The sequence below is a fragment of the Chryseobacterium gleum genome, from assembly GCF_900636535.1.
In the GTDB taxonomy this organism is placed as follows: Bacteria; Bacteroidota; Bacteroidia; order Flavobacteriales; family Weeksellaceae; genus Chryseobacterium; species Chryseobacterium gleum.
This window is the reverse complement of record NZ_LR134289.1, coordinates 218871-244881: the sequence shown is the minus strand read 5'-3', so window position 1 is coordinate 244881 and position 26011 is coordinate 218871. Positions and strand designations below refer to the sequence as shown.

At 38.0% G+C, this 26011-nt stretch carries 22 protein-coding genes; 9 read left to right on the top strand and 13 right to left on the bottom strand.

Going from position 1 to position 26011, the window contains the following annotated elements; translation table 11 throughout:
- Positions 1-2 precede the first annotated feature (2 nt).
- Together EL165_RS01115 and EL165_RS01110 are read left to right on the top strand one after the other, a co-directional pair.
- Entirely contained in the window at positions 3-338 is a 336-nt protein-coding gene (locus EL165_RS01115) for a nuclear transport factor 2 family protein (protein ID WP_002980084.1), read from the top strand.
- A 62-nt stretch (positions 339-400) separates the two neighbouring features.
- Positions 401-745 carry a YciI family protein gene (locus EL165_RS01110; protein WP_002980085.1) on the top strand — a complete coding sequence of 115 codons (345 nt, stop codon included), beginning with the start codon at positions 401-403 and terminating at the stop codon, positions 743-745.
- Between the two features lie 39 nt (positions 746-784).
- Here EL165_RS01110 and EL165_RS01105 read toward each other — a convergent pair whose 3' ends face one another.
- From EL165_RS01105 to EL165_RS01095, 3 genes are read right to left on the bottom strand one after another with little or no spacing between them, the layout of a single operon-like run.
- The gene (locus EL165_RS01105; protein ID WP_002980086.1) at positions 785-1348 is read right to left on the bottom strand and encodes a DUF6624 domain-containing protein; all 564 of its coding nucleotides are present in this window, start codon (positions 1346-1348) and stop codon (positions 785-787) included.
- Between the two features lie 56 nt (positions 1349-1404).
- Positions 1405-1956: an AAA family ATPase gene (locus tag EL165_RS01100; protein WP_002980087.1), complete on the bottom strand. Its 552-nt coding sequence runs from the start codon at positions 1954-1956 to the stop codon at positions 1405-1407.
- 50 nt (positions 1957-2006) lie between these two features.
- Entirely contained in the window at positions 2007-3026 is a 1020-nt protein-coding gene (locus EL165_RS01095; protein ID WP_002980089.1) for an MsnO8 family LLM class oxidoreductase, read from the bottom strand.
- 1005 nt (positions 3027-4031) lie between these two features.
- Between EL165_RS01095 and EL165_RS01085 the strand changes: the two genes are divergently transcribed.
- The 5 genes from EL165_RS01085 to EL165_RS01065 all read left to right on the top strand — a co-directional run bounded on the left by EL165_RS01085 (position 4032) and on the right by EL165_RS01065 (position 10462).
- Positions 4032-4913 (top strand): cupin-like domain-containing protein, encoded by an 882-nt coding sequence (locus EL165_RS01085; protein ID WP_002980092.1) that lies wholly within the window; start codon positions 4032-4034, stop codon positions 4911-4913.
- A 129-nt stretch (positions 4914-5042) separates the two neighbouring features.
- Positions 5043-5756: a hypothetical protein gene (locus EL165_RS01080; protein WP_002980094.1), complete on the top strand. Its 714-nt coding sequence runs from the start codon at positions 5043-5045 to the stop codon at positions 5754-5756.
- A 56-nt stretch (positions 5757-5812) separates the two neighbouring features.
- Positions 5813-6349, top strand: a complete 537-nt coding sequence (locus tag EL165_RS01075) for a TetR/AcrR family transcriptional regulator (protein ID WP_002980096.1) — start codon at positions 5813-5815, stop codon at positions 6347-6349.
- A gap of 260 nt (positions 6350-6609) precedes the next feature.
- Positions 6610-9420 (top strand): TonB-dependent receptor, encoded by a 2811-nt coding sequence (locus EL165_RS01070; protein WP_002980098.1) that lies wholly within the window; start codon positions 6610-6612, stop codon positions 9418-9420.
- Between the two features lie 7 nt (positions 9421-9427).
- Complete coding sequence (locus EL165_RS01065) at positions 9428-10462, top strand: phytase (protein WP_041461816.1); 1035 nt, start codon at positions 9428-9430, stop codon at positions 10460-10462.
- A 386-nt stretch (positions 10463-10848) separates the two neighbouring features.
- Here EL165_RS01065 and EL165_RS01060 read toward each other — a convergent pair whose 3' ends face one another.
- Complete coding sequence (locus EL165_RS01060; protein WP_002980102.1) at positions 10849-13098, bottom strand: ATP-binding cassette domain-containing protein; 2250 nt, start codon at positions 13096-13098, stop codon at positions 10849-10851.
- Positions 13099-13149: 51 nt separating this feature from the next.
- Here EL165_RS01060 and EL165_RS01055 point away from each other — a divergent pair, with 51 nt between their 5' ends.
- Positions 13150-13572, top strand: coding sequence for a MarR family winged helix-turn-helix transcriptional regulator (locus EL165_RS01055; RefSeq protein WP_002980105.1), 423 nt, complete (start codon positions 13150-13152; stop codon positions 13570-13572).
- A 10-nt stretch (positions 13573-13582) separates the two neighbouring features.
- Here EL165_RS01055 and EL165_RS01050 read toward each other — a convergent pair whose 3' ends face one another.
- The 8 genes from EL165_RS01050 to EL165_RS01015 form a co-directional block, all read right to left on the bottom strand.
- A complete protein-coding gene (locus EL165_RS01050) occupies positions 13583-14068 on the bottom strand; it encodes a sterol desaturase family protein (protein WP_228370532.1) in 486 nt (161 codons plus the stop codon).
- Between the two features lie 314 nt (positions 14069-14382).
- On the bottom strand, positions 14383-14652 hold the full coding sequence (locus tag EL165_RS01045) for a hypothetical protein (protein ID WP_002980109.1): 270 nt from the start codon (positions 14650-14652) through the stop codon (positions 14383-14385).
- A gap of 208 nt (positions 14653-14860) precedes the next feature.
- Positions 14861-16201: a S41 family peptidase gene (locus tag EL165_RS01040; RefSeq protein ID WP_002980111.1), complete on the bottom strand. Its 1341-nt coding sequence runs from the start codon at positions 16199-16201 to the stop codon at positions 14861-14863.
- A 5-nt stretch (positions 16202-16206) separates the two neighbouring features.
- Positions 16207-16950, bottom strand: a complete 744-nt coding sequence (locus EL165_RS01035; RefSeq protein WP_041461508.1) for a hypothetical protein — start codon at positions 16948-16950, stop codon at positions 16207-16209.
- Between the two features lie 182 nt (positions 16951-17132).
- On the bottom strand, positions 17133-18056 hold the full coding sequence (locus tag EL165_RS01030; protein ID WP_002980114.1) for a T9SS-dependent choice-of-anchor J family protein: 924 nt from the start codon (positions 18054-18056) through the stop codon (positions 17133-17135).
- A gap of 74 nt (positions 18057-18130) precedes the next feature.
- Positions 18131-19423, bottom strand: a complete 1293-nt coding sequence (locus EL165_RS01025; RefSeq protein WP_002980116.1) for a hypothetical protein — start codon at positions 19421-19423, stop codon at positions 18131-18133.
- Between the two features lie 297 nt (positions 19424-19720).
- Positions 19721-23008, bottom strand: a complete 3288-nt coding sequence (locus tag EL165_RS01020) for a TonB-dependent receptor (RefSeq protein ID WP_002980118.1) — start codon at positions 23006-23008, stop codon at positions 19721-19723.
- A gap of 46 nt (positions 23009-23054) precedes the next feature.
- Complete coding sequence (locus EL165_RS01015; RefSeq protein ID WP_228370533.1) at positions 23055-24014, bottom strand: FecR family protein; 960 nt, start codon at positions 24012-24014, stop codon at positions 23055-23057.
- 241 nt (positions 24015-24255) lie between these two features.
- Between EL165_RS01015 and EL165_RS01010 the strand changes: the two genes are divergently transcribed.
- The gene (locus tag EL165_RS01010; RefSeq protein ID WP_002980122.1) at positions 24256-24882 is read left to right on the top strand and encodes an RNA polymerase sigma factor; all 627 of its coding nucleotides are present in this window, start codon (positions 24256-24258) and stop codon (positions 24880-24882) included.
- Between the two features lie 467 nt (positions 24883-25349).
- Here the strand turns inward: EL165_RS01010 and hxpB are convergent, their stop codons facing one another.
- Positions 25350-25997 (bottom strand): hexitol phosphatase HxpB, encoded by a 648-nt coding sequence (gene hxpB / locus EL165_RS01005; RefSeq protein ID WP_002980124.1) that lies wholly within the window; start codon positions 25995-25997, stop codon positions 25350-25352.
- Between the last annotated feature and the right edge of the window lie 14 nt (positions 25998-26011).

Sequence of the window (26011 nt, the reverse complement as noted above, 5' to 3'; positions counted from 1 at the left end):
TTATGGACAATACAACCCAAAACACAGCAGAACAGTTTATCCGGTATTTAAATGAAGAAAATTTTGACAAAGCGGAAAGTTGTCTTGATCCTGATTTTAAATTTATAGGAGTATTGGGAAAAAGAGACGGAGCTTCAGTCTATATTAAAGATATGAAGCAGATGAAATTCAAGTATGAAATTCTTAAGACTTTTACGTCCGGAGAAGATGTATGCTTCTGGTATAATATCAACATGGGAGAAAAAACAATAGAATCTTCAGGATGGTATCAAATACAGGATGGAAAGATCCATACTTTAAAGGTCCTGTTTGATCCGAGACCTTTACTTGACAAATAAAAATATACTTAAAATTCTGTCCCCATACATACCCCTCCGCTCGTCATAAAAAAAAGATAATTATGAAAGAATTTGCATTGATCTTCAGACTGAAAGATATTTCTGATTTCAACCCTTCTCCGGAACAGATCCGGGAGCGTATGGCCTGGCTGGGAAGCATTGCAGCCCAAAACAAACTGGTGGATAAAGGGAATACTTTATTACCTGCTCGCGGTACCGCTAAAACTGTAAAGCCTGACAATATTGTAACGGACGGCCCTTATACCGAGATTAAGGAGTTCATCAGCGGATATATTATTGTACGGGCAGAATCTATAGATGAAGCAGTGGAAATGGCGAAAGGAAATCCTATCTTTAAAATCGGGGGGAATATTGAAGTCCGAGAAATTTTGAAGGCAAATAAGTAAGCAGAAAGATGGAAGATCGGAGATGGAAGTTATGGCAGTTTATATCCATCCCACTTTTTTTCTCCATACTGTATATTGAATGTCTTTGCTATCAATTTCCGGAATGTCTTCAGATTCCGGAATTTTATTGATATCTGTTCCGGCCAGTGGCGGCAGGTTTACTGTTTCACGCTCTTTGTTTACATTTTCCTTACTTTCTACAGGGTAAATTTTTCCATCGGCGGTCAGCTGTGTCCCATATCTTTGGGATTTACTCTGAAAAACCTGAATCCGGTCATATAAATAAGCTTTATGTACCGGATTAATATCACTGCTATTTTCTTCCATCATCGCATAACAGGCTTTCATAAATTCAGGTTCACTGATAGCATGCTGAATAATCAGCCAGGCAGCATCATTTGCTTTTGTTCCTACTTTTGAGATGGTTGGATATCCAATTTCGTCCATGATTTCCCGCAGCCGTTCTGCATTAGCTTTGTGAACCTTTTCCATTTCAGGATGATAACCGCCTGATAATTCGCCGGCTTTCAAAAGTTTTTCTCTTACAGACAGATCTTTGTCAGCCATTTCGATCAGTTCTTTTTCAAAAGGGAGATGGTTCATATTATTAATGATAATTGATGATTGATGATTGATAAATGATAATTGAGGAATATACTCTATATAATTTGATCAAGAATAAAACCTGCTCTGTTTTCTACTGAAGCTTTGGGAACTTCTATGGTCGTAAAACCATATTCCTGATAAATTTCTTTCATACACTCAAAAGTTTCCACTGCCTGTTCAAAGGTTTGCTTTCTTTCAGGGTCATTTTTATAAATCTCTTTCCATGGCGGAAGAATAAAAACATTATTGTGATAAACCATTTCTCTGGCTTTAGATTCCATGAATGCCGGAATAGGAATATTCTCAAGTCTCATGTAACCAAGCGTATCCAGTATTCCGCGGTCAAAGAAAACAGGTTTTGTATAGCCCGTTTTACTTATTTCAAGATAGGTTTTTACAGATTCCTCAAACATCAGTTCTGCAAAAAGTTCTTTATTGAGCCACGGAAGTCCTTCGCCACCGGAATTTATCTGCTGTTTGATAATTTTCCTTCCTTCTTCAGGCACTGTAATCAATTCATGGTGGCTTAATTCTTCCAGCAATGTCGTTTTGCCGGCTCCGGGTCCTCCCGTCATAATATAGAGTGGTGAAATATCCTGCTTCATAGATCTGAATTATATTGTAATTAAACCCAGGTTTTCAAATTTTGTGGGGTTTAATTATTATTTTTAATAATACTTTTATACGTATTGATACGGTCTTCTTCATTGAACATATTACATAATATCAGGAGATTGTCCGTATTGTATTTTTCTGAAACCTCCTCTAATCTCTGACCAACAGATTGAGGCGTTTCTGTAATAATCCTGTCTAAAACAGTAAAGAACTCTGCTTCATCTTTAGTTCCCAGAATCTTTTCCTCAACAGCTTCCGGGGAAAGAACAGCATCCGGACTTACCAGCTGCCGGGATTGTAAAAACTGGTAAGCCATTCCATAGGCATTCCGTCTGGCCTCTTGAATGGTTGCACCCACTGATACAGCTACTGCAACCTGTAAAGAAGGCTGTGGAAAATATTTTGTCCTATCAAATTCTCTGAGATAAGCATCAGTATTTTCCATTCCGTTCTCATTGTTCATAAAAGCAGCAAATGAATATCCGACCCCATGCTTTGCAGCTTCTCTGGCAGAAGTCATTCCAGAGCCCAGCCACATGATTTCGGGGATATGCTGCACATGGGTGGGCTGTGCAATAAGCCCGTTGTATATACTTTCTTCGTCTCTGTTGTATATACTTTCTTCGTCTCTGATGAACTGAATGATTTCTTCCAGCTTTGTTTCCATATTGGACAAGACCACCGGTTTATGATTATTCAAGGCCATTATAGCATCTTTTAGTCCTCCGGGTGCCTTTCCCAGTCCTAAAATAAAGCGTTCAGGATATAAGGTTGACAGCATTTTGGTCCATTCTGCAATTTTATAGGCAGAATAATTTCGCATCATGATGCCGGCTGTCCCTATCTTGATCCGGCTTGTTTTACTGAGAACAATTGCGGCTAAAAGTTCAGGACTTGAGCTGCCATAGGCTTCTACTCCATGATGTTCAGAGTACATAATACTATGAAATCCGGTTTCTTCAGCCATTACAGCAAGATTAATACTGTTTGCCAATGCTGTTGCTGCATGATCTCCCATTATAACAGGTGACTGGTCTAATATCCCTAACTTCAGCTTCATTGTATTGAATCTATTTTATGGTGAAGTTATGAAAGCTTTGTTTAACTGAAAAATATAATCTTATCATTCTTTAGGCGGAAAGAGGATTCCTTCATCCTTAATCAGATCGTAACCAAGTTTCATGATAATTTCAATAACGCAATCGCTTTCTTCCCTTACTTTGTAAGGCTGTATTCTACTTTGAAGGATTCTGAATTGCCTATATAACAGGCTTTGTTTTTGATATGTTTGTACTGCTTGTCAACAAAAGAAACAGATATTGAGCTTTACTAAAACAGCATTTTCAATTTAATTTTTCAGAAATAAGACCTTACTTCTGATCCTTATATTTGCGACTGTCTTTAATAATCGTAATTATTACAAAGTAAATCAAAAGTGCAAGCATATGAAGGCCCGGTACAACAAGCAGCAAAAACCACCATACAAGCCCTGCTCCGCCACTACTGTCAAATAGTAAATGATAATATAATATTAAATTGTACAAGCAGAACAACATCATATTGAAAGTACCGAATTTCCAACTGTGCCTAAAGGTTATCATAATAAGTAAGAAACAAACTATTGAAGCTGCATATAAAAGCTGATTATCATTCATTGTTGGTTACACTATTTATCATTTATTTTAAACTGTTTTGTTTCTAGGCAGATCGCAGCCATTAGAGAAACTTTTTGTCCGTTAACATAAATTCATGGGTTTCAAATCTGTTGATTGTTGTAAGAAAGCACTTGCAGATACAAGAAAAAATAATAGTTGAAATGTTTCATGGTTTGTTTTTAGTGATAACAATTATACATAGAATTATCATATTTTACAAATAACATTTGCCTTGTGGAGTGAGTGTCTATTGTGTAAAAGCATGCTAACTTAAAAACCATCATAATAACTCCAAAAAAAGAAACCTGAATGTGTATTTTTAAATTTTATTTATATCAATTCCAAATAATTTCAATACTTTCCATTTATTGTCACAAATATTTAATACTTTAGCTCAATAATTTGAACGAATGGGAATAATCCTTAAACCAATTGATATTGTAGATGACATTTCACAAGAAGAGTTCCGTGAAAAATATCTAAAGCCATGTAAACCTGTAGTAATCAAAAATATGGCAAAAAAGTGGCCTGCCTATCAAAAATGGACGATGGATTATATGAAGGAAGTAGTAGGTGACGTTGAAGTTCCCCTTTATGACAGTTCCAAAGCAGATCCTGCAGCTCCTATTAATACTCCGACGACAAAAATGCCTTTCAGTGAGTATGTTGATCTTATTCAAAGAGAACCTACAGACCTGAGAATCTTTTTCTTTGATCCTATAAAGTTTGCGCCAAAATTGCTGGATGATTATGTTCCGCCAAAAAATCTTATGGGTGGATTTTTAGATAAATATCCAAGTATGTTCTTTGGAGGTAAAGGCTCTGTGACTTTCCTTCATTATGATATTGATATGCCACATATTTTCCATACCCATTTCAATGGCAGAAAACACGTCCTGCTGTTTGAATACAAATGGAAAACCCGACTTTATAAGCTTCCTTATGCTACCTATGCCCTGGAAGATTACGATATTGCCAATCCTGATTTTGAAAAATTCCCTGCGTTGGACGGGATTGAAGGAATTGAGTGCTTACTGGAACATGGAGATACTTTATTTATGCCAACCGGCTGGTGGCACTGGATGAAATATCTGGACGGCTCTTTTTCTATTTCCCTGCGTGCCTGGGATAAAAGCTGGGCGGTAAAAGCACATTCTCTCTGGAACCTTGCTGTTCAGCGTAATTTTGATAATTTCATGAAAGGACGGTACAAAAAGAGATATATGGACTGGAAAGAAAGGAAAGCCGTAGAAAAAGCCAATATCGCTTTGAAAAAAGGACTTCCAAAATAACAGGAAATCTTTTTAAATATATAACGGATGGATGATTGACCAGAATCATCCATCCTTTTTTTATTCAGCTTCAGGATGTGATTCAAAAATTAATTAAATTGCATACTACGTTCCCTAATATCCGAATATATGTTTGAAAAGTTGATAGATAGTTTTGAAAAGCTATGCCTGCAGATCATTATTGAAATACTGCTGGTTCCGGTAACCATTTTCAAATTGTTTCAGGATCCCCGCCGCTGCTATGATCTGTCTGCACACGAGATGGAAAAAGAAGAATCCGAACGTTTTCACGACTACCTCTCTCCTATCAAACTTTCTGTTTATACTTCTGTAATAGTCTCTGTACTTTTAATGGATTACAGCGGAGAGCATAATATCATTTCCAGGATTAAGGGATTAAGCATGGTAGAAAAAGCACTCTTTATATTTCTGATGAATAATATTACTGCTGTCCTATTCAGTGTTGCTTTATTATGGTACAAACAGGAAAAAGTAAATACGGTGACCTTCCGGACATTGCTGTTTTCTTTCATTTATACAACCGTCTATACGACTACTCCCTTTTTTATATTAATCAGTTCGGCTATGTTTCTGGGGCAGACATTAAATGTGGAAGCTTACTTAGACCACCTTGGAAAAGTGAGTGCGTATGGCACAAGAGATTATCTGTTTTTTCTTGTCTTTCTGGTTTTTATCATCATTGGAATTATCGGAGTGTTCAAGTTGTTCAAAGCACTCCATTACATTCTGAAGAATAATTTCAGCTATCATCCTTATGTGGTATGGTTTTTCACAGTGTTGTTCTTTGTTATTCAGCTTTATTACGCAAGAGGATTTATTTAGAAACCAACACTTACCAGTCTGTTCATATTTGTTTACATTTGTAAAAATCTTACATCATGCCTAAACCTCGAGAAAGAATAGTAAATACTGCAATGGTTCTCTTCCATAGACAAGGCTATAACAACACAGGTATTAACCAGATAATTGACGAAGCTGATGTATCAAAAGCAAGCTTTTACCAACATTTCAGGTCTAAAGATGACCTTTGCATAGAGTTCCTTAATAAAAGGTATGACTATTGGGTTTCTGAGCTTGAAAAATTTACATCGGAAGCAAAAACACTTCAGGAAAAGTTCATGAAGTCATTTGATTTCCTGATGTACATGAATGAAAAAGAAGATTTCCGTGGATGCAGTTTTCTGAATATTCTGTCGGAAATTCCTGCCGATAAGGAAGAAATTCATAAGGTAATCCGTCATCATAAAATTAAGCTTAGAGAATCCTTCAATGAAGATATTCAAAACGAAATCATATCAGCTCATATCTATCTTCTTTTTGAAAGCTCAATACTGACCAGCCAGCTTTACAGGTCTAATGAACTGATTGAAAAATCTAAAATGATTGTGCAGGAAATACTCAATTCATCACGTTAAACAAAATTTAATTTTTTGGCTAAAGCCGGTAGATTGGTTTATAATTTGTAAGGCGGGCTAAAGCCCTTCCTCTATTAATGTTGGTATCCGGATGCATAATAGTTGTTTAAGAAAAAGATCTTTTATCTTTTATCTTTTATCTTTTATCTTTTATAAATTCCCCTGTATTAACAATTATTAAAAAAACCTTAATTTTCTCTTCAACCCCTTTTCCCTACTGAGGATTACTTTTGTTCTGATTTTATCTAAAGAAGGAAAAAGTGAAAAAAATTTTTACAACTGTTTTATTTTGTGCCTCTGTTTTTTTCTATGCACAGACCGGTTCTCTTTCCGGAAACATCAATGACGATTCTAAAATAGCCCTGCCGGGAGCCAAAATCTCTCTTAGTCCGGGAAATATATATACCACTTCGGATGAGCACGGAAACTTTGTTTTCCTGAATGTTCCTCCCGGAACCTACACCATGAAGATCGATTATCTGGGATATGGAACTCATGAGTATAATGTAACTGTGGAGCCTGAGAAAAACACCCGCCAGAATATTATTTTCGACAAAAAGGAAACATCAATTGCAGCTATAGTAGTCTCAGGTGCCACTCTGAAAAACCAGGCAAGAGCTTTAAACAAGCAAAAAAATAACGCTAATATTACCAACGTAATTTCTTCAGATCAGATCGGACGTTTTCCGGATGCCAATATTGGAGATGCCCTGAAGCGCGTTCCCGGAATTACTATACAAAATGATCAGGGTGAAGCCAGAAATCTTATTATCAGAGGACTTGCTCCCAATCTTAACTCAGTTACCCTGAATGGTGACAGAATTCCTTCTGCTGAAGGCGATAACCGGAATGTTCAGATGGACCTGATTCCTTCTGACATGATCTCTACAATAGAGGTTAACAAAACCCTGACTCCGGATATGGATGCCGATGCCATCGGTGGTTCCGTCAACCTGATTACAAGGGCTTCTCCGAACGGTCAGAGAATTTCAGCCACGCTCGCAGGAGGATACAACCCGATTCGTGAAAAAGGAAATTATACAGCAGGATTTGTTTATGGAAACCGTTTTTTGGATAAAAAACTTGGCGCAGTTTTCAGTTTTTCCTATAACAATAACAATTTTGGCTCAGATAATATTGAACCTGTATGGAGCCAGGCCAATGATCTTGCCCAAACGGTTTATGTAAGCAAAATGGGAGTTCGTTATTATAATGAACACCGTATCAGACATAGTTTTGATCTCAATATGGATTATGAATTCAATTCTAAAAACAAGATCTATGCTTCTGCAATGTACAACTTCAGAAATGATAAAGAAACCCGATTTGCTTTAGGATATAAAATAAAACCGGTATACAATGCTGATGAAACTGAAATTACAGATTGGAAAGGAAGCATTACAAGACAGAATAAAGGAGGTGATGCCGATAATGACAATACCCGTCTTGAAAAACAGAAAGTTCAGAATTATGCATTAAGAGGAGAGCATTTACTAGGTTCTAAAGTAGATCTTGACTGGTCCGTCAACTATGCCATCGCCAGTGAAGATAAGCCTCATCAGCGTTATATAGAATTTGAAAACAGCAAAATGAACTTTTCTCCGGACCTCAGTAATCCTGAGAAACCCATGATCAATCTTCTCGCAGCAGACAATCCGGGAAGCTATAAACTGAGCGATCTTTCCGATGCCAACAGTTTTACACAGGAAAAGGAACTGGGGGCAAAGGTGAATGTGCGTTTTCCGTTTTCAGTAATTGATGGTCAGAAAGGACGTCTCCGTACCGGTTTCCGCATGCGTTTGAAGAAAAAGGAAAGAGAAAATGATTTCTATGCTTTTACGCCTGTCAACAATATGGGAAGTCTTTTATCCGTTCCTACAATAAATCTGGATGGTCAGAACTTCCAGCCCGGGAATTATGTTCCGGGAACATTCGTTGATCCTTCTTTCCTTGGCAATCTGGATTTATTCAATCCGGCGTTGTTCAATGGCAAGCTGAAACCTGAAAAATATCTATCCAGCAACTACAATGCAAAGGAGCAGATTTATGCAGGTTATATCCGTTGGGACCAGGATTTTAATGATCAACTATCCATGATCGTTGGAGCCCGTGTAGAAACAACACAGATTGATTACACCGGAAACTATGTTATGAATGAAAAGGATCTGGTAGGGCAAATCAATAATACCAATACCTACACAAATGTACTTCCGAATATTTCCTTCAAATATGTTCCGGTGCAGGATCTTGTGCTTCGGGCAGCATTTACGACAGCACTTGCCCGCCCGAACTACTATTCACTGGTTCCTTATCTGAATGTAATTTCAGAAGATGAAATCGTTGCCGCCGGAAATCCGAATCTGAAAGCAACGTATGCTTATAATTTTGATTTCATGGCAGAAAAATATTTTAAATCTGTCGGGATTCTTTCCGGAGGCGTTTTCTACAAAAATCTGAATGATTTTATTTATACCTATTCGAAAAGGAATTATACCGCCAATGACTTTGCGAATGACTTTGCAGGACAAACCAATCCGATTCCGGCCGGAGAAAGCAACTGGAAGTTTACCCAGCAGCGTAACGGTGACAATGTAGATATTTATGGTTTTGAGGTCGCTTTACAAAGACAGCTTGACTTTATTCCGGGAGCTTTCTGGAAAGGACTTGGAGTATATGTCAACTATACTTATACCAAATCGAAGGCAAAAGGAATTACCAATGAAGAAGGCGTTGAAAGAACAGATGTAGGATTTCCGGGTGCAGCGCCTCATATGTTCAACGGATCTTTATCGTGGGAAAACAAACGTTTCTCAGCCAGAGTTTCCATGAATTATGCTTCTCATTATATTGATGAGCTGGGTGGCAAGGCATTTGATGACCGTTATTATGACAAACAGTTTTTCCTTGATGCCAATGCTTCCTACAAGATTACAAGCCAGCTCAGAGTCTTTGCAGAGGCCAATAATCTGACGAATCAACCGTTAAGATACTATCAGGGAATCCCGGGCAGAACCGCTCAGGCTGAATATTACAGACCGAGGTTTACAATGGGAGTGAAATTTGATTTTTAAAACAAACATGAAAAACATACATTATATACTGGCTCTTTCAGTTCTTCCTTTTGTGATCAACTGCAGCGGGCAGCACCAACTAACAGAAAAATTAAAACCAACTGTTATCACAGAAACAGTTGTTCATGATACCGATGATCCTGCGATATGGATCAATCCTCAGGATGCTTCAAAAAGTATCATCATCGGAACAGATAAAGATACGGATGGAGGCTTGTATGCATTTGACCTTAACGGAAAAATCATCAATAAAGTTTTAGGATTAAAACGTCCCAACAATGTTGATCTTGAATATGGTTTTATTTTAAATGGAAAAAAAACCGATATTGCAGCAGTCACTGAAAGAGAAACCAATACAGTAAAATTATATTCTCTTCCCGAACTGAAAGAAGTGGGAGAAATCTCTGTATTTGAAGGAGAAACAGCACGTGGCCCGATGGGAATTTCAATGTATAAAAATCCACAGACAGAAGAAATATTTGTCATTGTGGGAAGGAAATCAGGTCCGGCTGACGGGTACTTATGGCAATATAAACTTTCTGAAAAAAACGGTTCCATCACCGGAGAAGTGGTACGGAAATTTGGGAAATACAGCGGTCTGAAAGAGATCGAAAGCATTGCTGTAGATGACGAAATGGGTTATATCTATTATTCTGATGAGCAGTTCGGGGTTCACAAATATTATGCTGATCCGGAAAAAGGAAATGAAGAATTATCCGTTTTCGGAAAAGGCGATTTTACATCTGATGTGGAAGGAATTTCGATCTATCCTACTTCCAAAGGGAAAGGATATATTCTGGTTTCCAATCAGCAGAATGATACTTTCAATGTCTATTTAAGGGAAGATCAATCTAAGGGAAGAATTGCAGAAATCCCTGTTTCTACACTGGAAAGTGACGGTTCTGAAGTGACCAATGTTAACTTAGGTCCGAAATTTCCAAAAGGCGTTTTTGTTGCGATGAGCAATGGCAGAGTATTTCATTATTATGACTGGAGAATGGTTGAAAAAGCAATACAATCTGCGGTAAAGGCTAAAAAATAAAAGAATTTTGAACCATTAAGGCTGATATAAGGTTTTAAGAGTATTAAGTTGAGTTACAAGTATGAGATTGCTTCACCTTTGGTTCGCAATGACAGGTTGCCCATCTTAATACTCTTCATTTTTTCATTATTCTTAATGGTTTATAATCTTAATAGCTTTTCAACGCAAAGTTGATTCTAACGGTAGCAATATTTTAGGAAGCAAAGAAAGAGTTGATTTGCAATCAACCGATGGAGCTAAATTTTTACCCACAAGCTTTTTAAGCAGCTTGCTGCAAATCTTTGCTACCTTAAAAGTAAAAAATTATCTCTTAGACTTTGCGTTAAAATTTAATTTCATTCTTATAAAGTAAAGCTCATTCTAATACTCTTTATTTTTCATTTCTTTCACTGAATATGTTTCCTCAAAAACTCTGCGGTGAATGATGTTTTATTTTTCAAAAGATCCGTAGGAGTTCCTTCAAACAATACTTCTCCTCCAAATTTCCCTGCACCGGGCCCCATATCAATAATCCAGTCTGCCTGCGAAATAATATCAAGATTGTGTTCGATAACAATCAGCGTATTACTATGATCTACAAGACCGTTAAAAAATGTAAGCAGCTTTTGGGTATCGCTTGGATGCAGCCCTGTGCTTGGTTCATCCAGAATAATAATCTGATTGGTATTTTTCAGTTCCCTTGTCAGTTTCAGGCGTTGTCTTTCGCCTCCGGAAAAGCTGTCCAGCCTTTGTCCTAATGTCAGATAATCAAGTCCCAGCTTTATCAGAAGATCAAAATTTTTAAGAACAAATTCTTCTTTAAAAAAATCAACGGCCTCAGAAACCGTCATGTTCATAACTTCTGCAATTGTTTTTCCATGGTATGTATACTTCAGCACGTCGGGATCAAATCCTGAACCGCCACAAACCTCACACGGCTGTTCAATATCATCCATAAAAGCAAGGTCAATTTTTTCTATTCCCAATCCTTTACAGTTTTTACAGGCTCCTTCACTATTTCTGCTGAACAGCTTGTCTGAAACCTTATTAGATTGTGTAAAAAGCTTACGAACAGTATCCGATATTCCGAGATAAGTAAGCAAATTGGAGCGGGCACTTGCAGCGAACAACGACTGATCAATAATGGTCACATCCGGATAAAGCTCAGGTAAAATACGATTAATCAGAGTACTTTTACCGGATCCTGCCACTCCGGTTACAACGGTCATTATTCCGGTCGGGATTTTTACAGTCACGTTTTTAAGATTATACCTGTTGGCATTTTTAATTTCCAGATAACCATCAGGTTTTCTGAATTCTTGTTTGATGGAAGGTTTCTTTGCGAAATAAGAACCTGTTTTGCCAGCCGAATTTTTTAAATTTTTAAATGTTCCGTCATACACCACCTCCCCTCCATTTCTTCCTGAACCGGGACCAATATCAATAACCCGGTCAGCCATTTTGATCAGGTCAGGATCATGCTCTACAATTAAAACAGAATTTCCCTTATCTCTGATCTGCTGTATGATGGTGATGATGTTCTGCAGATCTTTCGGATGAAGTCCGATACTGGGTTCATCAAAAATATATAAGAGGTCTACCAGGCTGTTTCCCAGACTCCGAACCATTTTTATACGCTGAGACTCTCCTCCGGAAAGGGTATTGGTACTTCGGTCTAAAGTCAGATACTGCAGCCCGATCGTAATGATATTCTGCAGTTTTGCTGAAAGCTCTTTGATAATAACTTCATATGCCCCTGCATCCAGAGAGGTAATAAATTCCAGCAGCTCGTCTACGGAAAGCGCCATACAATCTGCGATATTCATTCCCTGAATTTTACAGGATAATATTTTTTCATTCAGCCGTTTTCCGTTGCATGAAGGGCAGGTTTTGGTGATCACAATATTTTTCAGGGCATCTTTTCTTGTGATGTTTTCTTTAGAATCTTTTTTCAGGAATGCTTTTTCAATTCTTGGAACAATACCTTCGTATTTTACTGTTTTTCCCCATTCCTTATGAGGATGTTTAGGCTTGTGCTCCGGTGCGTACAACAAGGTTTCCCATTCTTTATCGGTGAAATCTTTCAGCTTTTTATCATTATCGAAATAACCTGATAAAGTATATCTTGTTAAACGCCATCCGCCTGGCTGAAAAGTCGGAAACCTTACGGCCCCTTCGTGCAGAGATTTTTCATGATCAATTAAGGCATTCACATTCAATGTCTGAACAAATCCCAATCCTTCACATTCCAGGCACATTCCCTGTGGATGATTGAATGAAAAAACATTGGAATATCCTACGAACGGCTCTCCCATTCTGGAAAACAAAAGCCGTAAAGAAGCAGACACGTCCGCTGCCGTTCCCACCGTAGATCTGGCATTGCCGCCCAACCGTTTTTGATTGATAATGATTGGAACATTCAGATTTTCAATTTTATCTACATCCGGAAGGCCATAATGCTGCAAACGGTTTCTGATAAAACTGTTCTGGGTCTCGTTAATCTGTCTTTGTGCTTCAGCCCCAATCGTTTCAAAGACCAATGATGATTTTCCGGAGCCCGATACTCCCGTAAAGACCACGATCCTGTATTTTGGGATTTTTATGGAAATATTTTTGAGATTATTCTGACGGGCATTCGTAATTTCTATATTTTCCATGATAAAAATACTTAACTTTGTTAATATTTAACTAAGTTAAGCATATTTGTAATGAAACCCATTGAAAAAGAATTTTTTAACACATTTACTGATTTCCAGTGCCTTATTCTGGCACACATGAACCGGGGTGATATTAACGGTGTAACGGCTGCTCATTATAATATTATTGAATTTATTTTAAGAAAAGGAAGCGCTACGGGAAGAGAAATCTCAACAGCGTTTAACATCAGTCAGGCAGCCATTTCAAAGCAGCTGAAATTTCTGATCAGTCATGATTTTATTATCAGAAAACAGGAAGAAAGAGATCACAGAAAGTTTAATCTTTCGGTGACCGATAAGGGAAGGTTTATCATAGAAAATTCTGAGACATTCCGTAAGAATATTACACGGCAGGCAGCTTCTATACTTACTTCTAAAGAACTGCAAACTTTTAACAGTCTGCTGGGTAAAATTTTAAATGAAATAAAACTGTAATACTCAATTCTTATTTATAGGTACCAAATACTCTGTCCCAGATAGAAGTATAGAATCCGAAATTTTTACTTTCATCCAAATGATGCTGATTGTGAAACCTGGTTGTTCCCACAAAAAAGCGATCAAAGGAAACCGGAAAAAACTCCCTGTTCAGATGTCCTATGGTTCCCCAGATCAGATTAAGCAAAAGATAAATTGAAATGGAAACTACAGAAAAATCATATCCTATAAGTAAAGCCAGCATCATGAGCCCGAATCCTATCGTTTCAAAAGGATGCAGTACGAAAAGGCTCAAAAAATTGGTACTGACATGCTCATGATGTTTCCCGTGCAGCATTTTATACAGGAAAGGTAAATGCGCGGTAAAATGGAAGAAATACATCAGCAGGTCCATCAAAAGAAGCAAAGAAACAACTTCCATTGCTATTCCCATGAAGGATTCTGTATGTCCAAGCACTATCCATCCGTTTTTCCATAAAAAAGCTCCGAGTAACATAACAAAACTGTTACATAATATGGTAAGCAGGCTTAAGTAAAAATCAGATCTTTTGACAGGATGATTTTTCTCCTGCAACAGACTTTTACGGCATGTTTTTTCAATAAAAATAAATAGACTTATGGAAAACAGGTAGAGAAAAACATTGACAATCAGGCTGAATATGATCCATTCCGGCCAGGAAAACTGCCAGAATATATTTAAATAACCAGAAAGTTCAGCTTGATTAAAATTCATAAATCCTTCATCCTTCAACTTGATGTCATAAAGGTATGAATTTCACCGCAAAGTCAGCTATAAAGTCTGTATCTGTGCTATTTCTGTCTTGCCTTTCTTCTGAGTTCCCGAAGTCTTGAGGTTAGCTTTTTTCTTAAATCATTATGATATGCGCGGTAATTTTTGATGCTGTTTTCCAGGTTCTTCTTATTAAGCAGATACTCTTCATACAGATGGCTCAGTTCTGAAATCTGGGTAATCACCTCTGAAGGCTGGCTTTCAGGATCTTCCGCAGCTTCTATCAGCAGACGGTAATATTCAATACGGCTGGTCAGGTTCATGTGAAGTTTTGGTTCTATTCCCTGCATGGTTTTATGATTTTATGGTGTTTCTGAATAGATTGAAGCAACAGACTAAAAGACTAAATAGCAAAATGGCAAAGAGACTTTTATAGATTGTACTTTAATTATTCTATATTTTATTTTTATTTGTCATTATTAAAAATCCGCAATCAGCTATTTTGCCTTTCACTATTTTACTTTTTTACTCCTTCGCTTTTTCGCTTTTCGATATAAGTTACTTCCCCGCTACGATAGGCGGCACATCACTCTGAAATAAAATTCTGATATTTCCATTCTTTTCTTTATCTGCTGATTTGAAATATCCTCCATTCAGAACTGTAGCGATAAGGGTTTCATCAGGATCTCCCAGAGGTAATAACGGAAGTCCTGCATATTCATTAACGATTACCTGTGGTGAAATTCCATTGCTATATTCTCCGGAGCCACCAGCATTAAATACTTTGTAGATTACCGGGTGGATCTGCCAGGAAATTTTTCTGGGTTTACGTTTATCTTCCACTACAAATCCTGCCATATCTTTCCCCAAAGTGGTATTTCCAATCTGAATGACCTGCATATACGGCTTCAGATTATTGATGACAATTTCAGCGGCAGATGCTGTACTGTTGGAAGTAAGGATGAAAACTTTCTGTAAACCTAACGCATTGGCCCGTAGAGTTGTGAAATCTAAAGCTTTGGAATCATAGGCAATTTGCTCTGCAAATGTTCTTTTTACTTCACCTCCGTTTTTATTTCCTTTAAAAATAATGAATGGTGAAGCGGATGAAAGACCGACAGGAATCAGGGAACAAAGTGCAGCCGCAGAAGATACCGAGCCTCCATAATTGTAACGGAGATCAAGGATCAGCTCCTGCACGCCGGCAGTTTTAAATTCTGCAAATTTTTGATTCAGAGCCTGGGTCATCCCGTCCGGAAAATCATAGATATACAGGTAACCAACTTTTTTATTGTTTTTATCAAAAATCTTAGATAAGATGGGTTGTTCAAAAGAGAAGCCGTAATAAACGGTAATATTTTTTTCATTGATGACAGCTCCATTCTGCCATTTTCCAACGGTAAGTTCTACAACGGTCTGATCTTTAATGGATGCAGCCATAGCTTCAGCATTGGCGGCCGTCATTACTTTCCCGTTGACTTTGGTAATGATCATACCCCGTTCCAGCCCTGCATTGAAAGCCGGAGAGTTTTGAAGGACCAGCTTAACCACAGTAACCACTTCATTATTGTCCAGCTGAACAATGGTATAATCAAAACCGTACATATTCCTTATAGAACGTGGATAGGTAGAGGAATCTTCAGTATTCACCATGAAAGAAAACCGGTCCTGGGGAGATAGCAGGCTTTTAAAAAAATCTTTGGCAGGAAGTCTGTAATCCGGTTTTGCAGGCATCTGATCTGCCCAGTAATAGTACCGTTTCATACTGTCCTGAACCCAGAGATTCACAGCTTCTGTGCTTCCTTCCGGGAAAACAGGTGCGCTTTCGTCATTATTATTTGTACATGAAATGAGAAAGGCTGCGATCGCAAAGCATAGAAGTTTTAAAAAGTTTTTCATATGTATTACAGATATTCTGCCACATCAATATCCCCTTTTACTACCCATTCCCCATTTTCCATTTTTTCCTGAAGGACGATCATATTGGCTCCTGTGTGCTGTTTTAATTTCACCTGAATCATTTTAGATCCTGCATAGGGTTCTGTAGTTCCCGGCTTGTATAATTCAAGATAAACCGGAGCGGTTGAGCTGAAAAAACTATAGACTTTCACTGCAGTAAAATTATCTTTACTGATATTATCAAATTCAGCCAGCACTACTCCGTTTTCTCTTTTCAGAATACCTTTTACATTTTTCAGAGAAGTTCCGGAAAGTTCGCCCAGGTTTGGAAAAATAAATTCAAATCCTACTTTTCCGAGATTCACCTGGGGTTTTACAGCATAAGTCTGCAGGTAAATCCCCGGAAGATTAAAAAAGTAAAGATCTTTATAGTCATCTATATTGTCATAAGTAATATTGTATTTTGCAATTTCAGCGCCTGTTTCATTGTTATAAACAGACAGTTTATTGGTTTCTCCCTGATCCAGTACAAACTGAAGCTGGGTTTCTATTTTATTGGTATAAGACGTTTTTCCGTCAATGGTTACAGGCTGACCGTTAAACCTCAGCTGTAGCACATCAGGTTTTGAAAATCCTTTGATATTAACTTCTCCGGGTTTCTGTACTTTATCATATAACTCCATCGTATTGTTGTCTGTGCATGAAAACAGTACAGTGAATAACAGTAGTAATGCGAAGATTTTATTCATCTTTCTTCAATTATTTCTTGTAAACTTTAAAAATATTGCCCGGCCCTTGAGCCGGGCAATACACAATTATAAAAAAACTAGTTGGATATGTTCCGGATAGCTTTTTTCAAAGACTCTCCGTTATTTATATTTAAAATTTCATGGTGATTCTGACATCAGATTCTAAAGGATTAGAATAATGATTATTTCTTAATAAATTTCAGTCTTTCCGTAGTCTTTCCATCAGTAATTTCCGCGATATACGCTCCTGGTGTAAGACCAGCCAGATGAATTGCTTTGGAATACTGAGCGGTTAATACTTTTTGTCCTGCTGCATTGTAAATACTGACTACGGTTATATTTTCTTTCAATGCCTGATTAAGCTGCAGCTGCAAAGATTCTTTTACCGGATTTTCTGCAATTTGTGTTACAATTTTGTTTCTTTTTACATCCTTAGTTCCCAAAAATGAATCGGCATAAATTCCTATTTCATCAATATTAATATTCTGGATATTATTTCCGCTTGCCTTTCTGTTGGCCCACATCCCGATATAGATTTTCTTCCCTGCAAAAGCAGAAAGATCTACAAGGGATTCTACAAACTCCGTAAGATCCGCCGGAAATGGATTGGCAGAATCTCCTACCTGTATTTTATAGGCACTTGAAATATCATTGCCATTGGCGTCTACCGTCATTGCCTGAAAATCAGATAATGCAGGAACTTCTTTCTGTGGTGTGCTTACATAGATAAAAAGATCTCTGGCAACAATGGTATGAGTAGATCTCTGTCTTCCGATATAAGCTGCTAAAGTGACAGTTCCTGAAACATTTGTAAGATCAATTTGTGGAGAAATAATCCAGTCATTTTCCGTTGCAAATCCTGTAGCATTTCCGGTTGGAACCAAACTGATCGAATGGCGGAGAACGCCTGCTGTACCATAGGTTAAAGATGTTCCGTTGTGATAGATATTTTGTCCCTGTACCCATCCGTTGCCATTGCTGTTCAGATCATGGAAGGTCCATCCCTGAAGATCAGCAGGAGTGTCGAAAGAATTCCCCCATACCAGAGACTGTGCTGCAGCCACGTGGGATAAAAACAGAACAGATGATAAAATTATTTTTTTCATAATGCTGATGATTAAGATTTTGAAGAAAGCAAGGAATCAGCATGTGCTGTTCCCTGCTTTTTTAAAGATTTTTATTATTCTACAATCGTGAAATTGTATTTTGTCCAGATTCCCTGGAAGTTTCCACAGTTTCTTGGAGATACATTCCAGCTTCCTTCGTTGTAGAACGGCTGGCTCATACCCCATAGAGATGCAGGAGTACCAGTGGCAAGGTTAGCTGCAGGAATTCCTGCTGTACCTGTACCCGTAACTGAAGTAGTAAATCCGTGGATCTGGATGGTATTGTATGCTGAAGCTGAAGAAAGTTCAGAACCTGTACCTTCTACTTTGATTCCAACAGGATATCCTGTAACTACGGCATTGTTTAATGTTAATCTTCCGTGTCTTCTGATGTGAATACCGTTTTCATACAAAGCACCTTTAGCAGAGTTCTTAGGACCTACAATAGTAAGGTTGTTGATTACCGGGTGAGTCAATAATGAAGTAGAAGAACCATCTGCGTTGTTATCAAGCTCAATACCGTTAGAATCCGGGCTAGCTCCGCTAAGACTATGTGTAGAGTTATAATCTGCCAAAGCTAATGCACAAGTAATCGTTCCTGTATATCCGTTATCGAAATCGAAATTATCATCATCCGCAGCAAAAGAAACAAGGTTTGAAGCGTTTACAGTACCACCAAAGAATTCAAAAGAATCGTCTTTCCCGAAAGATACCTGGATATGATCCAGAGTCGTTCCGCTTCCTACTCCTCCTAAAGTAAGACCGTTGATTTCATTTCCTGAATTCGGAGCTAAAAGATCGTATCCTGCAAACTCAATACGTACATATTTCAATGTTCCGCCGTTATGAGAAGAATTAGTACCTCCATAATAGAAATCAGGACCGGATAATCCTTCGATTGTTTTTGTAAAAGGCGTGTTTGTAGGAGCATCTCCTAATATAATAACCCCTCCGAAATCACCAGGAGCAGCAGTAGTATCTTCGTTTCCATCCAGCAATTTGTAGCTGGTGAAGATGATTGGCTGAGCTTCTGTACCTGTTGCATTGATTTTTCCTGTTTTAGCAATTACCAACACTCCTGTAGCTGTATTGTTAGTGTTTGGCTTAGCTTTAATGAATGTACCCGGCTGGATTGTTAATGTAGCACCATTTTTTACGGTTACAACTCCATCTAATTCAACTACACCGCTCCATGTAGTATTTGTAGTAATAGCACCACTTACACTGGTTACCGGAAGAGCCGAAGCTGTAAGGTACTCAGCAGAAGTAGATTTCATTTCGAATGGAGATGATGAATCCGCCAGTTGATCGTTTTGACAAGCTGTAAGAGATAATGCTGCCACTGCAATTAGAGTTAGTCTTTTCATTGTTATAATTTTTAATAAATCCGGTCGTGTTATTTTTTATACCAGATCAGTTTTTTATTCAGGAATACCTTCCTCTTATTCCTTCGATTTGTTTTTTGGTGTTCCTCCCATCGCTGCAGGAGGAGCTGCATTGCGGGAGTTCCCTTGAGAATCGTTAAAGCTCGGGAAAACTTATAACGCCGGCTTTGTCAGAACTGTACTGTTGTGCGCATCATCAGTTTAATCAGTTTTGATCAGGTTACCGGAACCTGTACGCTGCTATAATTAAGATATCTTTCTGTATCTGTTGATATACTTTTAAAAAGTATAATTCACACTCAGGCTGAACATTCTTCCGCTGTAAGCCCGAAACATAATTTTATCAATATTTTTATCGTACCTGTCTGTAGCTCCCGGAAGAAGATCCCATGCTTCCCTGTCTGTACCTACATTACTTCCGCCTCCGTTTTTTTCAGCGAGATAAGAATTGAAGTTGTTGTAATATTCCTTAACCCTGTTAAAAATGTTTCTCACATTAAATTTTACTTCAAAGTTTCTGTCGCGGAGAAATTTATAGGAGATCTGGGCATCTGCCACTGCATAAGGACGCTGGATTTCCTCTCCTTTGTAAGCATACCCTACGGTGATGTACTGGTCTCCTTTTGCGTTATACAAAAAACTCATACCCAGCCGGTTTCCATCATAAATAAGTCCAAGGTTGTAAGCATAAGGAGTCTGTCCGTAAAGCGGTCTTTTCACTTCGTAAGTTTCATCATTGTCTCCCGTTTTATATAGATCTTTAAAAGCCACTACTTTCGTATCATTATAGGTGAAGTTTCCGCTTATGAAAAGCTTTTCCAGAAAGGTTCCATCTGCAATAAATCCTAAATTCTTTCTTACCTCAGCTTCCACTCCCAATAATTTTGCATTTTTCGAATTACCATTATAAAGATATAAGTTGCCTTCGCTGGAAATATGTCCTTCACGTTCTATGGGTCTGTCTATATTTTTATAATACAACCCTGCAGAAAATATTTCTCCCAACCCTGGAAACCATTCAAATTTGAAATCATAATTATTAATGACAGAGGATGTCATTTCGGTATTATAAATTAAACCATTAGCTATCGGATCGAAATAAGGAAGTCCTGTTCTTTCATTAAACTGAGGGCGAATAACAGATCTGTTGTAAGCAAGCCTTAGATTAATTTTATTGGTGGGACTGTAGGTAAAGTTCGCAGAGGGCATCCATTGCCATGGTTTATCCTCAATGGCCGCTCTTTCTACATTCTTTGTATCACTTGGATCTAATTGCTGTGAAATAAGATCATATTTAAAGTATTCTGCACGAAGTCCCCAAACTAACCTTAATTTCTTCCAACGGTTATCAAACATGACAAAAACCGCATGCTGACTAACCTCTCCTTCATACTTGTCATTTTTATACAATGGCTTGGTTTCCCAGCCAATACCACCCGGAACATAATGAGAGCCATTAAACCATTCAGCAAGCGAACCATACATCGTCAAATAGTTCTTTTCGCTGTTCGGAACGTCCCGGTTTTCGTCAACACGAAGAAAAAACTTCTGCTGTTGGTTGGTATTGTTTTTTATAGCACCAGCATATCCTGTTTTAATTGTATTTTTAAAGCTTCCTGCATCCATATCCCACTTAACGGACGCACCGTAATTGTAATCTGTTTCTTTGTTTTCTATATATCCTCTGTAAAAATCGGCTCCGGAATTATAGATCTTATGAAATGTGAGAATTTCATTTCCGATAAAGTCGTACCTGGTAATATACTGTGTGTAATCTTTAGTATCGGATGCCACTCCTGTACGGGCTGCAAACCAACTGATCTCTGTATTACCCATTTTATGGCTTCCTTCCAGTTTATTTTGTAAAAGGGTTTGAAAAATCGGGTAATTGGTATTATCCGTATAAGGCCTGTCAAGGCTTTTGATCTGTTCCGGATCATTATTGGGTATAATACCGTTATAAAAGTAATTATAAGCTAATTCTGCATTGACAGCCATTCCACTTCCGGTTGAATATTCATTCCATCCGGTTACTCTTGTCAGTGTATTATCAAAAATATGGGTATAGGAATTACGGAACGAGATTCTGTTTTTCCCAAGTTGCAATCCAAAATTAAGCATCCCTGCCAGTGTAGAATTGTAATTATAGGAAGCTCCGCTGTTTTTGAAATTATAGAATGGAATCTGTCCGTTTGCATCTGGCATTCCCGTGGTATCCAACCAGTTTCCTCTTCCTGTATGGTCTATGTCCAGTTTATTTTGCTCATTTCTGATGACAAATGCTCCGGCAAACCCCCATTTATTATTGTTTTTAAGAGCATAGGTTCTTCCCAGTGCCAGCTGTATATTAGATCCCATATCACCTTTGGTTGTATAGGTGCTGAAATTGTCATTGGTAAACTGTCTGGACTGCTCAAAAAATCTTGGATCGGTCCAGTTCATCGGCTCAAGTCCTTTGGGAAAGTCCCTTGTCCCGTCATCATACCCGAAATAATCGTACTTTCCTCGTTTACGGGTCAGAAATTCTTTGAAGGCAGACTGATCATTATACGAAGTTCCCATTGTTACTGTTGTAAAATTTTCGTTGGGAATATCTTTGGTCCTTACTTCCACATACCCTCCTGCGAAGCTGGCATTCATATCAGGTGTTGCAGATTTGCTTACCACTACACTTTCTACCATGGCAGTAGGAATGATATCGAATGAAAAATTCTGGTTATAGGCTTCCGTACTTGGAAGATTAATTCCGTCCATGGCTGCGGTATTCCAACGCTCTCCCATAGACCTTACCACTACATATTTATTATCAATAGTGGTAATTCCTGTTACCCTTTTCAAGGTTCCTCCCACATCGCTGTCCGGAGTTTTGGAAATCTGTTCTGCCGAAATACCATCACTCATCTGAGCGGCTTTCTTCTGCTGTGCAAGAAGCCCGGCCTGGGTATCTGCCTTGCGGGCTGCAGTAATCACAACTTCCTTGATGTCTGTTATTTTATCAGACGCTTTGTTTAAAGCAAATGACACAGAATTGGTTTCATTATTGATAACAGATAATTTCTGAACTCTCAGCGTATTATATTTAGGTGCTTTTATTGTCAGGTTATAAGTTCCTGAGGGAAGATCTACCGTAAAATCTCCATTATTATCTGTTACTGCAGTTTTCTGAGCAATACTCACCTCAGCTCCGATCACAGGATTCCCTACCTCATCTACGATTTTACCGGAAATACGTCCGTTTCCCGGTACAGAAATGTTAGAATTTTCATATTTTATCGAAATAAGATCACCATGCAGACGGTACACAACCGGAAGGCCATTGGTAATATCCTTCAGGCAGTTGTTGACAGAAGTATTTTCACATTTCACTCCTTTTACCTTCAGCTCTTTTATATCTACTTTGGAATAAGCCAGTCTCATCCCCGTTTTTCCTGCAAATTCTTCCAAAACTTCAATCAACGGTCTGTTGGCAGGTACAGAAAATGTTACTTTCTGAACCAGCTCCTGAGCTTCTGCGGCTACAGTAAAAAATAAGGCTGCTATGGTAATCCCACATTTCAAACTTTTCATACTTAAAGTGTTCTCTTGATTATGATTATTTAATTTTTAATAGTGATTATTTTTTCAGGATATAGGTGTTTTCTTTTTTCTGCACTTCCAGTCCAAGGATAAAAGCCAGCGATTCAATATTTTCACCGACTGTTCCTCCAGTAAAGTCTGCCGTGATTTTTCTGTCTTCAGCTTCTTTAGGATACAATACTTTGGTGTTATAGCTGTTTTCCAGAACAGTTACCACCTCTTTTAGCGGGACATCATTAAAGCTTAAAGACAATATTGAAGAAACTTTGCCGGCTGATTTCCTGACCGGTTTCAATGATATGACCGCAGTTGTATGGGCAATCCCGAAATTGGTCCATTTCTGATTCGGTGTAAGGAAAGAAACCGGAACTCCCGGAGAAGATACAGCCACCTTCCCTTCATAAAGATCGACCGCTTTTTTCTTCCCGGATTGTGAAATTTTAAATACGGTTCCCAATACTTTGGTGCTGAAGCCGTCTGCACGAACAATGAAAGGATGCAGTTTTGATTTGGCCACGGAGAATATGGCATCCCCTTTTAAATCCACCACTCTGGTATCAGCAGGAAATGATTTTGCTACGGTCATTTCAGCTCCCGGTAAAAGGGTAACTACCGATCCATCTTCAAGATGAACAGTACGGTTTCCTGATTTGGCCATATAAACATCAGGCCTGATAAACATGGTGTAGGTGAAAATTCCTCCCAAGGACAAAAGCAGAATAATAACCGCAGCAATTTTATATAATAGATGTGTTTTTAAGTTTTTTGCAGATGAAACCGAAATAATATCTGTTGGAGAAAAATAATGTTCCAATCCGGATAAAACCCTTTCTTTGGATGCTTTCCTATGAACAGCATCCAGCTCTTTTTCAGCATGAATTTTCCATTGTTTTAAAAGTTGATTTTCTTTTTCAGAAACCGGATCTTCCGAAACTTCCCGTTCCCAAAGTCTGAAAACAAAGGATTCAATATTTTTATAAGTCAAACGTTTTTTCATAGAGTCTTTCATCGTATTCACAGATACTTCTATCTATAAGACAGTGAAAATGAAAAACTTCCCCGGAGCATTCTTAACGTTATATTCACATTACAACCTAATTGTTAATAATTTTCGTTCTTTTTCACATTTACTCAACATTAACATCCCATTTAGGCCTCTTTTTTCAGAAATATTTAATCTTACCATCCCCAAAGTTCACAAAAAGTTAATTTTCCTTTAGGTAATTTTGTAACAGAATATGAGCCCAACAGACTATACATTATTAAAGAAAATAAAATCAGGTGACCGCCCTGCATTTATGCTGCTGTATGACCGATACTGGGATAGTCTATATAGCTTTGTTTTTGTACGGACCCGGGATAAAGAAATTACTGAAGAAATCCTTCAGAACCTTTGGGTGAAGCTCCTTGAGCATACAGATACCATACAGACTGACGATTCTGAAAGTGCAAAAGGTTATCTTCTCCGCCATCTCCATTACCGGATTATTGATTTTTATAACAGCCATAAAAAGACTCCTCCTACGCTGAGCATAGATGAGTTTGATATTCCACATGAAATTGATACGGCAGATACGGATTATTTTGAAATCCTTGAGGAAAATGAAATTTCTGCTTTGTTACTGATGATTGATGAAGTGGTTTCCCGGCTTCCTTCAACAGAACAGCAGGTCTACGATATGAGAATCAGGAAAAATATGTCTGTCAGTGAAACGGCAGAAGCATTGGGGCTCAGCAATAAAACTGTAAGTAATAAATTAAGCAGAGCCTTGGGTGAAATCAGGGAACAGCTGAATCCTGAGTATCAGTCATCTAAAAAACTGGTTTCTATCTTGTTTTTGATGGAGATTTTGACGAGGTATTGAGATGTAGTTCGGGATGCGAGGTGCGTGGTTTTGTGAATAGTCAATTTGATATGCAGTCAATGGTCAATTTCTTATAGTATCTACTAAATTCACAGTGAAGCGGATTCACCTTTTAACGTCAATGGTCAATTTGCTATGCAGTTAATGGTCAATTTCTTATAGTGTCTACTAAATTCACAGAAAAGCGGATTCACCTTTTAATGTCGATGACCAATTTGCGGCACAGTCAATAGTCAATTTTTATAACGTCTATCAAAATTCACAGCAAAGCGGATTCACCTTTTAACGTCAATGGTAAATTTGCTTTGCAGTCGATAGTCAATTTTTATAATGCCTATCAAAATTCACAGCGAAGCCGATTCACCTTTTAACGTCAATGGTCAATTTGCTATGCAGTCGATCGTCAATTTTATAGTTTCTACTAAATTCACAGCGAAGCGGATTCACTATTCACTATTCACTATTCACTATTCACTAAAAACCGGCAGTGATGCACTGCTAAAGCTCGGTATTTTAAAGTCGGCAAGGCTGGAGTTTATATTTTCGTCATTATTTGTGAAAATAATGGTTTTCATTCCTGCTTCTTTTGCTGCTTTTAATCCTGAATGGCTGTCCTCAATCGCAATACAGTGCTCAGGAGAAATCCCAAGATTTTTTGCAGAAGTAAGATAAACAGCGGGATGAGGTTTTCCCTGGATTTCGAATTCTGATGAATGAATGGTATCAAAAAGATCTCTAACCTCAAGCTTTTCAAGAACAGCATGGGCCACCCGTAAGGGAGCGTTTGTAGCCAATCCTATTTTATAATCATTGTTCTTAAGATTTCTGATGAATTCCTGAACACCGGACATTGTACAATCATTGGTGTGTATCATTTCAATCACCCTGGTAACCACTTTATTTTCCAGATCAGATGCATCAAAATTTTCCCATGGAAATCTTTCATACCAGAATTCTGTTACTTCCTGTGTTGTCATATACTTTGTTTGTGCGGCAAGTTCTTCTGTTACCTCTACGCCATAGGATGAAAAAACATCCAGCTCGGCCTGGGCCCAGAATTTTTCTGAATCTACCAGTACACCGTCCATATCAAATATTACTGCTTTTAAAGCCATATTCTGAGTTATGA

Coding starts and splice junctions, on each gene's coding strand:
- EL165_RS01115 (WP_002980084.1), top strand. CDS start 3: ATGGACAATACAACCCAAAACACAGCAGAACAGTTTATCCGGTATTTA.
- EL165_RS01110 (WP_002980085.1), top strand. CDS start 401: ATGAAAGAATTTGCATTGATCTTCAGACTGAAAGATATTTCTGATTTC.
- EL165_RS01105 (WP_002980086.1), bottom strand. CDS start 1,348: ATGAACCATCTCCCTTTTGAAAAAGAACTGATCGAAATGGCTGACAAA.
- EL165_RS01100 (WP_002980087.1), bottom strand. CDS start 1,956: ATGAAGCAGGATATTTCACCACTCTATATTATGACGGGAGGACCCGGA.
- EL165_RS01095 (WP_002980089.1), bottom strand. CDS start 3,026: ATGAAGCTGAAGTTAGGGATATTAGACCAGTCACCTGTTATAATGGGA.
- EL165_RS01085 (WP_002980092.1), top strand. CDS start 4,032: ATGGGAATAATCCTTAAACCAATTGATATTGTAGATGACATTTCACAA.
- EL165_RS01080 (WP_002980094.1), top strand. CDS start 5,043: ATGTTTGAAAAGTTGATAGATAGTTTTGAAAAGCTATGCCTGCAGATC.
- EL165_RS01075 (WP_002980096.1), top strand. CDS start 5,813: ATGCCTAAACCTCGAGAAAGAATAGTAAATACTGCAATGGTTCTCTTC.
- EL165_RS01065 (WP_041461816.1), top strand. CDS start 9,428: ATGAAAAACATACATTATATACTGGCTCTTTCAGTTCTTCCTTTTGTG.
- EL165_RS01060 (WP_002980102.1), bottom strand. CDS start 13,098: ATGGAAAATATAGAAATTACGAATGCCCGTCAGAATAATCTCAAAAAT.
- EL165_RS01055 (WP_002980105.1), top strand. CDS start 13,150: ATGAAACCCATTGAAAAAGAATTTTTTAACACATTTACTGATTTCCAG.
- EL165_RS01050 (WP_228370532.1), bottom strand. CDS start 14,068: ATGTTACTCGGAGCTTTTTTATGGAAAAACGGATGGATAGTGCTTGGA.
- EL165_RS01045 (WP_002980109.1), bottom strand. CDS start 14,652: ATGCAGGGAATAGAACCAAAACTTCACATGAACCTGACCAGCCGTATT.
- EL165_RS01040 (WP_002980111.1), bottom strand. CDS start 16,201: ATGAAAAACTTTTTAAAACTTCTATGCTTTGCGATCGCAGCCTTTCTC.
- EL165_RS01035 (WP_041461508.1), bottom strand. CDS start 16,950: ATGAATAAAATCTTCGCATTACTACTGTTATTCACTGTACTGTTTTCA.
- EL165_RS01030 (WP_002980114.1), bottom strand. CDS start 18,056: ATGAAAAAAATAATTTTATCATCTGTTCTGTTTTTATCCCACGTGGCT.
- EL165_RS01025 (WP_002980116.1), bottom strand. CDS start 19,423: ATGAAAAGACTAACTCTAATTGCAGTGGCAGCATTATCTCTTACAGCT.
- EL165_RS01020 (WP_002980118.1), bottom strand. CDS start 23,008: ATGAAAAGTTTGAAATGTGGGATTACCATAGCAGCCTTATTTTTTACT.
- EL165_RS01015 (WP_228370533.1), bottom strand. CDS start 24,014: ATGAAAAAACGTTTGACTTATAAAAATATTGAATCCTTTGTTTTCAGA.
- EL165_RS01010 (WP_002980122.1), top strand. CDS start 24,256: ATGAGCCCAACAGACTATACATTATTAAAGAAAATAAAATCAGGTGAC.
- hxpB (WP_002980124.1), bottom strand. CDS start 25,997: ATGGCTTTAAAAGCAGTAATATTTGATATGGACGGTGTACTGGTAGAT.